At 67.5% G+C, this 12,591-nt stretch carries 16 protein-coding genes, 1 tRNA gene and 1 pseudogene; 8 read left to right on the plus strand and 10 right to left on the minus strand.

Annotated features, from left to right (window positions below; all coding sequences use genetic code 11):
* The first annotated feature begins 327 nt into the window (after positions 1 to 327).
* The 5 genes from A8G18_RS06715 (at position 328) to A8G18_RS06735 (ending at position 2,331) form a co-directional block, all read left to right on the plus strand.
* On the plus strand, positions 328 to 867 hold the full coding sequence (locus tag A8G18_RS06715) for an HNH endonuclease signature motif containing protein (RefSeq protein WP_016934296.1): 540 nt from the start codon (positions 328 to 330) through the stop codon (positions 865 to 867).
* Between the two features lie 74 nt (positions 868 to 941).
* Positions 942 to 1,358, plus strand: coding sequence for an HNH endonuclease signature motif containing protein (locus A8G18_RS06720; RefSeq protein ID WP_342435194.1), 417 nt, complete (start codon positions 942 to 944; stop codon positions 1,356 to 1,358).
* Between the two features lie 28 nt (positions 1,359 to 1,386).
* Positions 1,387 to 1,471, plus strand: a tRNA-Leu gene (locus A8G18_RS06725).
* A 69-nt stretch (positions 1,472 to 1,540) separates the two neighbouring features.
* Positions 1,541 to 1,957: a hypothetical protein gene (locus A8G18_RS06730; protein ID WP_026003323.1), complete on the plus strand. Its 417-nt coding sequence runs from the start codon at positions 1,541 to 1,543 to the stop codon at positions 1,955 to 1,957.
* Positions 1,954 to 2,331: a DUF3817 domain-containing protein gene (locus A8G18_RS06735; protein WP_016934294.1), complete on the plus strand. Its 378-nt coding sequence runs from the start codon at positions 1,954 to 1,956 to the stop codon at positions 2,329 to 2,331. The genes A8G18_RS06730 and A8G18_RS06735 overlap by 4 nt, the downstream gene beginning before the upstream one ends.
* An 85-nt stretch (positions 2,332 to 2,416) precedes the next feature.
* Here A8G18_RS06735 and A8G18_RS06740 read toward each other — a convergent pair whose 3' ends face one another.
* The 3 genes from A8G18_RS06740 to A8G18_RS06750 form a co-directional block, all read right to left on the minus strand.
* The gene (locus tag A8G18_RS06740) at positions 2,417 to 2,857 is read right to left on the minus strand and encodes a response regulator (RefSeq protein WP_016934293.1); all 441 of its coding nucleotides are present in this window, start codon (positions 2,855 to 2,857) and stop codon (positions 2,417 to 2,419) included.
* Positions 2,854 to 4,419, minus strand: a complete 1,566-nt coding sequence (locus tag A8G18_RS06745; protein WP_064063257.1) for a sensor histidine kinase — start codon at positions 4,417 to 4,419, stop codon at positions 2,854 to 2,856. The genes A8G18_RS06740 and A8G18_RS06745 overlap by 4 nt, the downstream gene beginning before the upstream one ends.
* A 70-nt stretch (positions 4,420 to 4,489) precedes the next feature.
* The gene (locus tag A8G18_RS06750) at positions 4,490 to 5,674 is read right to left on the minus strand and encodes a PP2C family protein-serine/threonine phosphatase (protein WP_209447006.1); all 1,185 of its coding nucleotides are present in this window, start codon (positions 5,672 to 5,674) and stop codon (positions 4,490 to 4,492) included.
* Positions 5,675 to 5,851: 177 nt separating this feature from the next.
* On the opposite strand from A8G18_RS06750, the gene A8G18_RS06755 reads away from it, so the two are divergent.
* The 3 genes and pseudogenes from A8G18_RS06755 to A8G18_RS06765 form a co-directional block, all read left to right on the plus strand.
* The gene (locus A8G18_RS06755) at positions 5,852 to 6,208 is read left to right on the plus strand and encodes an STAS domain-containing protein (RefSeq protein ID WP_115311430.1); all 357 of its coding nucleotides are present in this window, start codon (positions 5,852 to 5,854) and stop codon (positions 6,206 to 6,208) included.
* 55 nt (positions 6,209 to 6,263) lie between these two features.
* Positions 6,264 to 6,719: an ATP-binding protein gene (locus tag A8G18_RS06760; RefSeq protein ID WP_026003324.1), complete on the plus strand. Its 456-nt coding sequence runs from the start codon at positions 6,264 to 6,266 to the stop codon at positions 6,717 to 6,719.
* A gap of 400 nt (positions 6,720 to 7,119) precedes the next feature.
* Positions 7,120 to 7,413, plus strand: a pseudogene (locus tag A8G18_RS06765) (DUF3349 domain-containing protein); the annotation flags it as partial.
* A 146-nt stretch (positions 7,414 to 7,559) separates the two neighbouring features.
* On the opposite strand, the gene rdgB reads toward A8G18_RS06765, so the two are convergent.
* The 7 genes from rdgB to clpS form a co-directional block, all read right to left on the minus strand.
* On the minus strand, positions 7,560 to 8,171 hold the full coding sequence (gene rdgB, locus A8G18_RS06770) for an RdgB/HAM1 family non-canonical purine NTP pyrophosphatase (RefSeq protein WP_064063284.1): 612 nt from the start codon (positions 8,169 to 8,171) through the stop codon (positions 7,560 to 7,562).
* 7 nt (positions 8,172 to 8,178) lie between these two features.
* Positions 8,179 to 8,967, minus strand: a complete 789-nt coding sequence (gene rph, locus A8G18_RS06775; protein WP_064063259.1) for a ribonuclease PH — start codon at positions 8,965 to 8,967, stop codon at positions 8,179 to 8,181.
* A 34-nt stretch (positions 8,968 to 9,001) separates the two neighbouring features.
* Positions 9,002 to 9,763 carry a cyclic nucleotide-degrading phosphodiesterase gene (locus A8G18_RS06780; protein WP_064063260.1) on the minus strand — a complete coding sequence of 254 codons (762 nt, stop codon included), beginning with the start codon at positions 9,761 to 9,763 and terminating at the stop codon, positions 9,002 to 9,004.
* Positions 9,764 to 9,906: 143 nt separating this feature from the next.
* On the minus strand, positions 9,907 to 10,533 hold the full coding sequence (locus A8G18_RS06785) for a rhomboid family intramembrane serine protease (protein ID WP_006554742.1): 627 nt from the start codon (positions 10,531 to 10,533) through the stop codon (positions 9,907 to 9,909).
* A 26-nt stretch (positions 10,534 to 10,559) separates the two neighbouring features.
* Positions 10,560 to 11,633, minus strand: coding sequence for a P1 family peptidase (locus A8G18_RS06790; RefSeq protein ID WP_064063261.1), 1,074 nt, complete (start codon positions 11,631 to 11,633; stop codon positions 10,560 to 10,562).
* Entirely contained in the window at positions 11,630 to 12,208 is a 579-nt protein-coding gene (aosR, locus tag A8G18_RS06795; protein ID WP_024100511.1) for an oxidative stress transcriptional regulator AosR, read from the minus strand. The genes A8G18_RS06790 and aosR overlap by 4 nt, the downstream gene beginning before the upstream one ends.
* Positions 12,209 to 12,232: 24 nt before the next feature.
* The gene (clpS, locus tag A8G18_RS06800) at positions 12,233 to 12,589 is read right to left on the minus strand and encodes an ATP-dependent Clp protease adapter ClpS (RefSeq protein ID WP_060651197.1); all 357 of its coding nucleotides are present in this window, start codon (positions 12,587 to 12,589) and stop codon (positions 12,233 to 12,235) included.
* Positions 12,590 to 12,591: the final 2 nt, after the last annotated feature.

Raw genomic sequence — 12,591 nt, forward strand, 5'->3', positions numbered from 1 at the left:
ACTAGTGGTCCGCTGTTCGGGCACGCCCAGGTTCGCACAGAATCATGAGGGGTTCCTCATGTTTTGTTTCGCACAGTTTGCCCGACACCCCTCTTGCCAGTGATTTCCCTCACAAGCTTCGGCAAAAGTAACCGGTCGGTAACCCGAGTCATTCCTGGCTACGCCGATGTGTGGACGTCCATGAACCCGAGGAATCCCTCACGTTTTTCGTTATCGAATTGTTATCTATTGACGGGCGGCGTGGATCGTGCATCGCAAGATCGAAAACGTGTCGGGCCCACGCGGTAACTTCCGGACGATTCGAACACACATTCGACAGGGGGCGAGATGAGGAAGCGGATCGGATACACGAAGGAACTACTCGAGGAGGCGGTGGCGGCGTCCATCAGCACGGCAGGTGTCCTCCGATATCTAGGACTGCGGGCGGGCGGGGGTTCCTACGTTGTCGTCAACCGAAAGATCGAGGCCTACGGGATCGACACATCCCACTTCCGAGGAATGGCCCACCAGAAGGGGCAACCGGCCCGGAACCGGCTGCACTGGTCGGACGTGCTCACGGTTGCACCGGCCGGTGCGAATCGGAAGGAGACCAAGACACTCAGACGGGCGCTCCTCGAATACGGTCGCGCCCACGAGTGTGAGATGTGCGGTATCGGACCGGAATGGCTCGAATCCCGACTCGCGCTCCATATCGATCACATCGACGGCAATCCGAACGACTCCCGACCGCACAACGTCCGCTTCCTGTGCCCCAACTGCCACAGCCAGACGCCGACGTGGGCAGGCCGAAACATACGTCGCGTTCTCGACGAATCATCCGAACGGATTCCCGGCCGAATCGGATCGAATTCCGACGAGGTGGCGTGATGGCGAGGCCGGTCAAATACACGAAGGAGATGCTGGAAGAAGCGGTTCGGAACTGCGTCAATTTCGCCGAGGTCATGCGGCACTTCGGCCTCAAACCGAATGGCGGACACCACACCCACCTGAGCCGTAGGATCCGCGCACTCGGTATCGACACCTCCCACTTCACCGGGCGACCCCGGACAACCGAGCGCAGACCGTACGTCCGTCACGAGTGGCGCGACCTGCTCATCGAGAAGCCGTACGGCTCTCGGCGCACGAGACCGGATCAGCTCCGACGGGCACTCGTCGAGTACGGACGCCCTTACCGGTGCACCCGATGCGGTATCGAACCCGAATGGAACGGAAGGCCGCTCACCCTGCATGTCGATCACATCGACGGGAACCCCGGCGACTCCCGCCCGGAGAACCTTCGCTTCCTCTGTCCCAACTGTCACAGTCAGACGCCTACCTGGGCCGGACGAAATGTGCAGCACCGTATCGCGCCGGAGTGACATCTATGCCGTATCCTGCTGAGGTCTGGCGCGAGTGGCGGAATTGGCAGACGCCCGGGTTTTAGGTATCCGTGTCTTCGGACGTGGGGGTTCGAGTCCCCCCTCGCGCACCACGTGACCTCACCCACGGTGCACCGACCGGTCTTGGCAGGTCGGTGCACCGTTCGGGTACCGTCGAGGGCGTGTCCGAGCATCGCCCTCCCCGCCGGTTGGCCCTGATCATTCTGGTCCTGGTGGCCGCGGCCGGATGTCTCGGCCTCGGATACTGGCAGTGGGTCCGCTTCGAGGCGGTCGGCGGTACCTATCAGAATCTCGGCTACGCACTCCAGTGGCCCGCCTTCGCCTTCTTCTGCGTCTACGCCTACCGGCGCTTCGTGCGCCTCGAGGCCGAGGAGCAGGAAGCCGAGAGCACCGGCGGGCGACGCCCGTCCGAGCCGGACGAGCCCACCGAGATCCCCGAGGATCTTCTTCCCACCCGTCCGCGCACGCTCGCCGAGGCCCGCGAGCAGGAGGCCGCGGATCCCGACGCACGACAGATCAACGAGTACAACGAGTACCTCGCGCAGCTCGCGCGCAGGTCCGATAGGAGCGCTCAGTGAGCACCACCCCCGAGCAGGCGTCCGGCCAGGCCACCACGCCGCGCGTCGTCAGTGACGCCGACCGGAAGAAGATCCGGTCCGCCCTGCTGCGTTACCGCGTGCTCGCCTACGCGACCGGTATCTGGCTGCTGATCCTCACCGGTGAGATGGTCGCCAAGTACATCATCGGTGTCGAGAACGTGCCGGCCTGGATCGCGATCGTGCACGGCTGGGTGTACGCGGTGTACCTGGTCCTCACCTTCGACCTGTCGATCAAGGTGCGCTGGCCGATCGCCCGCACGGTGTGGACGCTTCTGGCGGGCACCATCCCGTTCCTGTCGTTCTTCGTCGAGCACAAGCGCACCCAGCAGGTGAAGGCCGACTTCGGCGTCTGAACCACCACCTCCACGAGACCTTCACGAACACGAATCGGGCGGATCCCTTCCAGGATCCGCCCGATCTCGTCTGTGCAGCGCGAACTCAGCGGCGCGGCAAGCGCACCACCTGGACGAAGAATTCGTCGATCTGGCGCACCGCGCGTATGAACTGGTCGAGGTCGACCGGCTTCGTCACGTACGCGTTGGCGTGCAGCTTGTAGCTGCGCAGGATGTCCTCTTCCGCGGCCGAGGTGGTGAGGACCACAACGGGAATGTCGGTGAGGTCGTCGTCGGACTTGACGTGTTCGAGGACCTGCCGCCCGTCGTACTTGGGCAGGTTCAGGTCGAGGAGGATCAGATCGGGCCGAGGAGCATCCGCATGCTCCCCGCGCCGGTAGAGGAAGTCGAGCGCTTCCTCGCCGTCGCGTACCACATGCAGATTGTTGCCGATCTTGTTGTCCTCGAACGCTTCTCGCGTCATCAATTCGTCGCCGGGGTCGTCCTCCACGAGGAGGACGTCGATCGGCCGCCCGGAAACGCTCATGCAGATGCCCCTTTCAGAGCGACTTCGGTTGCAGACATGTCGTCGCCTGCCTTGGGAATCGTAAAGCAGAAACGACTGCCCTCCCGATACTGCGGGTCGAGCCAGATCTCTCCACCGTGGTACTCGACGATCTTGCGGCAGATCGCCAGACCGATACCGGTTCCGGTGTAGACATCCCGGCCGTGCAGCCTCTGGAAGATCACGAAAACCTTGTCGGCGAACTCCTCGGCGATACCGATGCCGTTGTCCTGCACGGAGAACCGCCAGAGTTCGTCGTCTCCCTCGACGATCTCCTCGCAGGCGACGCGGATCTCCACTGGCCGGTCCTCGTGGCGGAACTTGATCGCGTTCCCGATCAGGTTCTGCCACAACATGATCATCAGTGTGGGATCGCCCACGATCGTCGGCAGAGAGTCGGGCCGGAGGATCTTCGCGCCGGATTCCTCGACGGCATGGGAGATATTCGTCAGGGCCGCGTCGAGCGTGACGTCGAGTTCGGTGCGGACGTGCGCATCGCTGACGCGTCCGACCCGAGAGAAGGTCAGCAGATCGTTGATGAGCACCTGCATGCGTTTGGCGCCGTCCACCGCGAACGCGATGTACTGGGTGCCGCGCTCGTCGAGTTTGTCGCCGTACCTCTTCTCGAGAAGCTGGCAGAAGGACGCCACCTTGCGAAGCGGCTCCTGCAGGTCGTGGGAGGCGACGTAGGCGAACTGCTCCAGTTCGGAGTTCGAACGCCGGAGTTCCGTCGCCTGGCTCTCGAGCTGCTCCTCGCGCTCGTGCGCGACCTGCAGTTCGTGCACGATCCGCTCGCGCATGTCCTCGACGTCCCGGCCGAGGGCGTAGATGTCGGCAGGACCCTGAGGTTCGATCTCACGCCCGAAGTTCGCCCCTGCGATCACGGCGCGCGACGCCTGCCGCAGACGCTGGATCGGCCGCACCACGATCATCTGGAGCAGGACGGCGAGGCCCACCCCGGTGAGAAGGAACACCCCGACCATGCCGGCAAGGATCCGATCACGGGTTGCCCGAATGTCCTCGAGTGACTCGATACCTTCCGTCTTGGCCTGCAAGAGATCGGCGTTCTGGACCTCGAATGCCTCGCGGAGACGATCGAATGCGACACGGCCTGCATCGACGGCGGCGGGGTCGACGAAGCGTGGCTCTCCCGGCATCACCGCGGAGACGAGAGGCTCGGCGTACACACGCCGCCATTCGGCGGCGTGGACCTCGATCGACCGGAGGTCGGCGAGCAACTTCGCGTCGTCGCCCACCAGTGTGCGCAACTCGGCAGCGGCCGCAGCTTCCTCCTGCCTGCCTTGCTCGTAGGGGGAGAGGAAGTCGGGATCGGCAGCCAGGATGTATCCGCGGGCGCCGGTCTCCTGGTTCAGAAGTGCACCTTGAAGGCGGTACGCCTCCGCTCGGGCGGGCTGGATGCGATCCCGCACGTAGTTGGAGGCCTCGGTCGTCTCTCGAAGGTAGTAGCTGCCCACCACCGTGCCGACGATCACCAACAGCCCCATCACGCTCAGTACGAGCAGGAACCAGCCCTGGACCGTCATTCGCCGGGACGGAGGGCGACGCGTGTCCCCCGCCTCTGCCGTTGCGTCGCTCTCGGTCATGCGGTGATGATCACTTCCTGTTCCATTGCACGTGGACGACTGCCACGTCGTCGGACAGTCCCCCTCTACTGTCCGCGAGCTTCTCGGCGCCGTCGATGAGGGCGTCGGTGAACTCGGCGGGCGAGAGATGGGCACGTTCGCGCGCGAGCTCGAGAAGTCCTTCCTCGCCGAGTCGTTCCGGTCCCGGTCCGCGGTGGCCCTCGAAGAGTCCGTCGGTGAACAGCACGATCGCGCCGCCCTCGGGCAGATCCATCGTGTGGACGGGCCAGGTGGCCGTTCCCGGCAGCAGGCCCAGAGCAGGGCCGCCGGGGGCTTCCACCCAGTCGACGGTTCCGGCGTGGCGCAGCAGGAGGCCGGGGTGCCCTGCTCTCGTGACTTCCACGGTGCGTCGATCGGCACACATCGTGAGGTTGGTCATGGACGCGAAGAATCTGCTCTCGGTGCGTTCGGCGACGAGGAGTTCCTCGAGTTGCTGCAGCCGCCGGGGACCGTCGACGCCGCTGAGCACGAGCGTGCGCCACGCGATACGGAGCCCCACCCCGAGAGCGGCTTCGTCGGGACCGTGACCGGAGACGTCGCCGATGAGGACGTGCACGGTGCCGTCGTCGGTCTGCACGACGTCGTAGAAGTCGCCGCCGAGCAACGCGGAGGACCGGCCGGGGCGGTAGCGGGTGACGACATCGAAGTCCTGGGCGTCGCGCAGGAGCGGAGACGGGAGCAGACCGCGTTCGAGCCGGGCGTTCTCCTGCGCGTGCAATTGGCTCGCCTGGAGTTCCGCCGCCGCGATCTCGGTCTGCTTCCGCTGTATGGCGTAGCGGACGGCACGGCCGAACAGATCGGGCTCGACGCGTCCCTTGACGAGGTAGTCCTGGGCGCCGACCGAGAGTGCGGCGAGGCCGGTCTGTTCCTCGGCGAGGCCGGTGAGGACGACGATGGGTACCGAATCGGTGATCTCCTGGATGCGCGCGACCGCTTCGAGGCCGCTCGCATCGGGCAGGTGGAGGTCGAGAAGTACGCAATCGGGATGGGATGTGGTGAGTTCGTCGCGGGCCTGCGCGAGTGTCTGAACCCACACGACCGTCATCTCGGGGGCGCTGTCGACCACCAGCTCCTCGACGATGAGTGCGTCACCGGGGTCGTCCTCGATGAGGAGCAACGACGGCGGTTCGACCGACTCACTTTGCGCTCGGTGCATGTCCACTCGGTCGCCCCTCCCTCCCTGGTCGAAAGGGAACATTACAGACTCCACGACACCGTGCTCACAGGGTGGCCACTGAGCGCCGGAGCCACGGCGAATGGACCGATGTGTGCATCTGTCGGCACGATCTTGCATGATGACAAGGTGAACGATCCACTGACCGCGCATCCACATATGACTCTTTCGACAGCTCGCAACGGTTCCGTTGCTGTGCTGTCCGTCAACGGTGAAGTCGACATGACGAGCGCTCCACTGCTCGAGAACGAAGCCTTGGGGTTGCTCGACACCGACATCACCGGACTGATCGTCGACCTCAGCGGTGTTGATTTTCTCGCTTCGATGGGTATCGCTCTGTTGGTCGAGTTGTCCAAGCGTGCTACCGACGCCGTCGGTTTCGCCGTGGTCGCACACGGTAGTGCCACGGCACGCCCGCTCGAGCTCCTCGGCCTCGGAGAGGTCCTGGCGATCCACCCGAAGCTCGACGACGCGCTCGCCGGCCTCGGTGCCTCGCCGGAAGGAGTCTCCGAGTAGGCCGCCGCACCCGACGAACCGAGGAGTCATGTCGTCTGCCCCCGAGGAGTCAGCCTTGCTCTTTCCCGACGAGATCCGTTCGTCGGGTGTGCGAGCCGACCCGACCGAGATTGCAGGCCTGCGGGTCGTCACGAGGCGGTGGCTGGCGAAGCTGCCGCTCGATGAGGACCGACGACAGGACATTCTGCTCGCGAGCTACGAAGCGCTCGCGAATGCCGTCGAGCACGCCTATGCGCCGGACGATGCGCACGGGACCCTCGACTACGAGGCGACCTTCCTGCCCCACGAGGGTGAGGTGCTCGTGCGTGTCAGCGACCACGGTTCGTGGCACGAGGCCGTCGACAGCGACGCCCGGCGTTCACGCGGTCACGGGCTGACACTGATCCGTAATCTGGCCAGCGACGTCCACGTCTCGGCCGGCCCCGAGGGCACGGTCATCGAGATGCGGTGGGCACTCGACGACTCGGAGAAGGCAGAGGGCGACGAACTCTCGTCACACGACGCGGGCTGATCTGCGCGGTAGGCACGCGTCGCACGTTCCCGAAAGCACACGGCCGTGGGAGGAACACGATGTTCCTCCCACGGCCGTTGTCGTCACCCCTGCACGGCGCCGGCCTCTGGTTCGCGGTGCCGAACTGCGGAACCGCGACTCGCACGGGACGCGGAAATCGGTCCGGGCTCGCTGTGCCGGGGCTTCCTCGCAAGGAGGCCGTCGTCGCGGAGGTTGTCGACCGCCTGACGAGAGATGTGCCTGACCGGAGATGTGCCTGACCGGAGATGTGACTGCCCTGACGGGAAGAAGCAGGTGTTCCTCGCTATCGTGGCGGGAACCCTGTGACTTCGACAGGGGGTCCCGCCCGGCACTGCGTACGCGAAGTGGCCGACGCGGGGCGGTGAGTGAGGAGGCGACGATGGCGCTGTGGAACCCACGGGTGGTACTGGACTGGTTACGGGCGGGATATCCCGAAGGGATCCCGGCCAAGGATCATTTCGCGTTGCTGGCCGTTCTCAAACGCCGACTCACGGACGAGGAACTCCTCGAGGCGATCGAGACGGCAGCGGCGACCGCGTCCGAGCACCCGGAGCGGAAGGTGGATCACGACACCCTCCGGAAGATCGTGGCAGGGGTGATCCACGAGGAACCCGACCCGCAGGACGTCGAGCGGGTCCGCGAACTGCTGGTCGCTGCGGGCTGGCCCGTCGTGGGAGGTGAGCTCTCCCGCGGGGACGAGCCGGATGGGCAGATCGCATCCGACCCGACCGCGGTGCCGGCGTCCGATGCCGTTGCCACGCCGCATACCGGCGCTGCGGAACCCCTCCACGAGGAGCGCAGAACGCAGGCCCGCGTGCGTTAACCGGTCGCGGCGAGCGCAGCGAGGGCGGGTACGAGCTGGGCGAGTGCCCGTCCTCGGTGCGACTGCGCGTCCTTCTCGTCCGCGGACAGCTCGGCGGCGGTGCGTTCCTCGCCTTCGGGGCGGAAGACAGGGTCGTATCCGAAACCGTTGTCGCCGCGCGGTTCGCGCACGATACTGCCGCGCCACTCACCGCGCACGACGGTCGTGACGAATCCGTCGTCCGACGGCACGACGAGCGCGCAGGCCGACACGAAGGCGGCCCCGCGCCGCTCGTCCGGCACGTCCTGCAGCTGCCCGAGCAGCAGTGCGGTGTTGGCCTCGTCGTCGCCGTGACGTCCGCTCCAGCGCGCGGACAGCACTCCCGGCATGCCGCGGAGGGCGTCGACCTCGAGACCGGAGTCGTCGGCCACACACGCCATGCCCGTGGCCGCGGCGCCGTCGCGCGCCTTGGCCCCGGCGTTCGCCTCGAAGGTCTCCCCCGTCTCGGGGGCCTCCGGGTAGGGCGGGACGGTGTCGAGGCCTACGAGCTCGATGCCCTCGATCCCTGCGCGGTCGAGCACGCGCCGCAGTTCGCGCAGCTTCTTCGCATTGCGGCTTGCGACCAGCACCCGCACGTCAGACTCCGAACTTCTTCTTGACGGTCTCGGACTCGACCGGCTCGGGAAGAGCACCCGGGTACGGGTCGGCGAGCACCTCGCGCTGGATCCGGCACAGTTCCGCGATCCCGGCGAGCGACGAATCGAGCATCGCGTCGAGCGTGGAGCGCGGGAAGGTCGCACCTTCGCCCGTGCCCTGAACCTCGACGAGGGTGCCCGTCTCGGTCGCGACGACGTTCATGTCGACCTCGGCGCGCACGTCCTCCTCGTAGGGCAGGTCGAGGCGGACACGCCCGTCGACCACGCCGACGCTGACGGCGGCGATCTGGCACGAGATGGGCTGCGGGTCGGCGAGGCGGCCTGCGGCACGCAGGTAGGTGACCGCATCGACCAGGGCGACGTAGGCGCCGGTGATCGCTGCGGTGCGGGTGCCTCCGTCGGCCTGCAGCACGTCGCAGTCGATCGCGATGGTGTTCTCGCCGAGCGCGGCGAGGTCGATGCACGCGCGCAGCGACCGGCCGACCAGGCGGCTGATCTCCTGGGTGCGGCCGCCGAGCTTGCCCTTGACCGACTCGCGTCCGCTGCGGGTGTGGGTGGCGGCGGGGAGCATCGCGTACTCGGCGGTCAACCAGCCGAGCCCGGATCCCCTACGCCACCGCGGGACGCCTTCCTCGGCGCTGGCGGTGCACATCACGCGGGTCTGCCCGAATTCGACGAGCACCGAGCCCGCCGGATGATTGGTGAATCCGCGGGTGATGCGAATGGTCCGGAGTTCGTCGTCCGCTCTGCCGTCTTCTCGTGTCGTCACCCGTCCGAGCCTAGGCGATCGCGGGACGGGCGTTTCAGATGCGGTACACGTCTCCGGCCGAGACCGCGTGGACCGGTCCGGAGTACTCGGCCTTGGCTTCGGCGATGACGTCCTCGCGGGAGGTCCACGGCGGAATGTGGGTGAGGAGGAGTTCGCCGGCACCGGCGAGAGCCGCGATGCGACCGGCTTCGGTTCCGGACAGATGTATCCCCTCCGGGCGTTGCCCGGGTGCGTGGGTCCACGATGCCTCGGCCAGCAGCACATCGGCTCCGCGCGCGAGCTCGACCACCTCGTCGCACATCCCGGTGTCGCCGGTGTAGACGAGGGTGCGACCGGAATCGCTGGAGATACGGAAACCGTAGGCTTCCGGCGGATGATGGACGCGCCCCGGGCAGATGGTCAGGCTCCCGAACCGGATCGGCTCGCCGTCGCCCAGTATCCGGACGTCGAGGGTGTCGCTGACGTCGTCGACCTCGCCGGGGATCTCCGCGGACGCCACGCCGATGCGGTGAGCGGTGCCGGCGGGACCGTAGGTGAGGACCCGCCCCTGCGGCGGGGACGGCGAGTAGCGGCGCCAGACCAACAGACCGGGCAGGTCGAGGCAGTGATCGGCGTGCAGATGGGACAGGAGGATCGACACTTCGCCGGGGTCGGCGTGGCGCTGGAGCGCGCCGAGGACGCCGGGACCGAAGTCGATGACCAGGGGCGGGGTGTCCGGTGCCGTCAGCAGGTAGCCGGAGGCTGCGGAATCCGGCCCGGCCACACTGCCCGAGCACCCCAGAACGGTCATGCGCATATCAGCCATGCTGCCATGCCGAAGGTCCCTCGATGAAGCCAACGCGCGTATTGCGGCGCAGACTCACAGTGGCCGGGAAAGTGTGACGCGCGGATCGTTCGGCCACTTCGCGCGGCCGATCGGCGGGTTGTCGGCGCGGGTGGTCAGCGCGGCACGACCGAGGGAGTGGTGCGACGGGCGCGACGCGCGTCCGCGGACAGCGCCCACGCCGCGAGAACGCCACCGACCGCACCGAAGAAGTGCCCTTCCCAGGAGATCCACGGTTCGCTCGGCAGCACACCCCACAGCATGCCGCCGTAGAGGAACAGCACCACGACTCCCAGCAGGATCTGCCCGGCCTTGCGGGTGAACACACCGCGCACGATCAGATAGGTGAGCCACCCGAAGATCAGGCTCGACGCTCCGATGTGGGTCTCGCCCGAGCCCGCGATCAACCACGTCCCCACTCCTGCGACGACCCAGATGATCGCGGTCGCGGCCAGGCCGCGCCCGATGCCGGAGAGCAGCACCAGGAAGCCGAGGACGAGCGCGGGCACGGTGTTGGCGGTGAGGTGGGCCCAGTCGGCGTGCAGGATCGGCGCGAACAGCACGCCCCACAGCCCGTCGGCGGTGCGGGGTTCGACACCGGCCGCGTCGAGATCGGCGGGGAGCACCGCATCGACGGTCTCGATGCCGTAGAGCATCGCGACGAATCCCCCGATCCACAGGCCGGCACGTTGCCAGATCGGCCGGATACGGGTGTCGGCGCCGGTACCGCTGGGAATGGTCATGGCACCATTCTGCCGTCACATATCGGTCAGCGGCCGAAGACCGAGGGCAGCACGTCGCGATAGGCGGGGATGTCGGCCACCGAGGTTGCGGACAGGATCGCGTCGACGATCGCGCGTTCGACCACCACCGCCGCGGCCTCGCACACCGCGGCGAGGATCGGCAGTTCCGCGGGGAAGGCCGGAATCGACGGCGCGTTGCGCAATGCGTCGGACACGTCGGCGGTACCGGTCGACAGGGCGAAGATCGTGTCGCCGTCCAGCGGGGAATGCGCGGGACGTATCGCGCGTCCCAGCCCGTCGTGTCCGGTGACCGCGACCCGGCGGCACGCCGCCTTCGACAGCGGCGCATCGGTGGCGACCACACCGATCGTGGTGTTGAGGACGGTGCCCTTGTCGCCGAGCGCGCGGGCCGCGGCCAGATCCGACGCCGAGGGCGACGACAGTCCCAGCTCCTCGGCTCGTGCGGCGTCGACGCCCCAGGGCAGGCCGGTCACGGGGTCGAACGCCGAGCCGACGGGATTGGCGACCATCAGCGCCGCCACGGTCACGCCGGCTGCGGGACCGTCCGTGATCCGTACGCTCGCCGATCCGATGCCGCCCTTGAGTGCCCCGGCGCGGGCACCGGTGCCGGCGCCGACGCTGCCGCGGTCGAAGTGCGTGGAGCTGGCGGTGGCCGCGGCGGTGCAGCCGGAATCGGCGGTCGGGCGCGCGGACCACTGCCCCACCGGCAGGTCGAAGATGACGGCGCCGGGGACGATCGGGACGACCGCGCCGGGGGCGCCCATCGGGATCCCCCTGCCGTTCTTCTCGAGATAGCGCATCACGCCGTCGGCGGCGGCCAGCCCGTACGCGCTGCCTCCGGTGAGGAGGACCGCGTCGACACGCTGCACCGAGTGGCTCGGATCGAGCAGGTCGGTCTCCCGCGTGCCCGGTCCCCCGCCGCGCACGTCCACCGACGCGACGGCCGACGGGTCGGCGAGTACGACGGTGCATCCGGTGGCGGCACCCTCGAGGGTGACCTCGGGGTCGAGACGCTGCCAGTGACCGACACTCAGACCCGCCACGTCGAGCAGCGAATCGGTCGGCCCCGGCACGATCACGGCTGCAGCGCCTGGACGAGGGAGTCCTGCATCCACGTCAGCCAGTGGTAGACGTCGAGATGCGGGGCACGCGGATCGTCGTCGTCGAGGACGTCGGGGGTGTCGGCGTCGATGCCGAGGGTGGTGCCGAGCGCGAGCCGCACATCGTTGAGTCCGTACAGCCAGGCCTCGGCCTGTTCGGGATTGAGCACCACCTTGCCGCCGCCTTCGGGCACGGTGCGGAGGATGACCGCGCCGGCGGCGAGCTTGGCATCTATGATGCTCGGTTCGTGCAGGCTCCGCATCGCACCGTTGAGGTCGGCGGCGTCGTCTCCGACATCGGCGACGGCATCGGCGTCGGGGCGGTGGAAGTCGGGCAGGAGGCGGCGCAGCGCCGGGATCTCGGGCGGGGTGGCGTTACCGGTGCGCAGACCGGTCAGCGCCGCGAGGTCGTCCTGCGGGGCCTGTCCGGCGCGTTCCTCGAGCATGCCCAGCACGGAGGACACGAGCGACCGCAGCACCGACGCTTCGTGGGCGTCCATCTCCGACCGGAGCTTGGGCCCGCTGAGCGAGTTCTTCCTGGTCCACTGCCGCACGTCGGTCGGGCCCTCCTGTGGGGATCATTCGTCGCGTTGCATCGTCGCCCACAGTCCGGCGGCGTGCAGACGCTGCACGTCGTGTTCCATCTTGTCACGCGAACCACTCGACACGACGGCCTTGCCCTCGTTGTGGACCTTGAGCATGAGCTCGGTGGCCTTGGCCTTGCTGTACCCGAACAGCTTCTGGAAGATGAACGTCACGTAGTGCATGAGGTTGACGGGGTCGTCCCAGACCACGGTCACCCATGGCTTGTCGACCGCTTCGATCTCCTCGACGATTTCGGCTTCGGCCGGAACGGCCTGTCCTGCCATGACCGGAACGGCCTGGCCGGCCGTCGAGCGGACGTCGAGCGGAGTGGTCGTACTACACGGCGCCATGT

Source organism: Rhodococcus gordoniae (genome assembly GCF_001646655.1).
Classification (GTDB): domain Bacteria; phylum Actinomycetota; class Actinomycetes; order Mycobacteriales; family Mycobacteriaceae; genus Rhodococcus; species Rhodococcus gordoniae.

Bases quoted from the DNA above. Each gene is read 5' to 3' on its own strand.
- clpS (WP_060651197.1), bottom strand. From the start codon at position 12,589: ATGGCGCCGTGTAGTACGACCACTCCGCTCGACGTCCGCTCGACGGCC.
- A8G18_RS06780 (WP_064063260.1), bottom strand. From the start codon at position 9,763: ATGCGCATGACCGTTCTGGGGTGCTCGGGCAGTGTGGCCGGGCCGGAT.
- A8G18_RS06720 (WP_342435194.1), top strand. From the start codon at position 942: ATGCGGCACTTCGGCCTCAAACCGAATGGCGGACACCACACCCACCTG.
- A8G18_RS06750 (WP_209447006.1), bottom strand. From the start codon at position 5,674: ATGCACCGAGCGCAAAGTGAGTCGGTCGAACCGCCGTCGTTGCTCCTC.
- A8G18_RS06755 (WP_115311430.1), top strand. From the start codon at position 5,852: ATGACTCTTTCGACAGCTCGCAACGGTTCCGTTGCTGTGCTGTCCGTC.
- A8G18_RS06740 (WP_016934293.1), bottom strand. From the start codon at position 2,857: ATGAGCGTTTCCGGGCGGCCGATCGACGTCCTCCTCGTGGAGGACGAC.
- A8G18_RS06715 (WP_016934296.1), top strand. From the start codon at position 328: ATGAGGAAGCGGATCGGATACACGAAGGAACTACTCGAGGAGGCGGTG.
- A8G18_RS06745 (WP_064063257.1), bottom strand. From the start codon at position 4,419: ATGACGGTCCAGGGCTGGTTCCTGCTCGTACTGAGCGTGATGGGGCTG.
- A8G18_RS06785 (WP_006554742.1), bottom strand. From the start codon at position 10,533: ATGACCATTCCCAGCGGTACCGGCGCCGACACCCGTATCCGGCCGATC.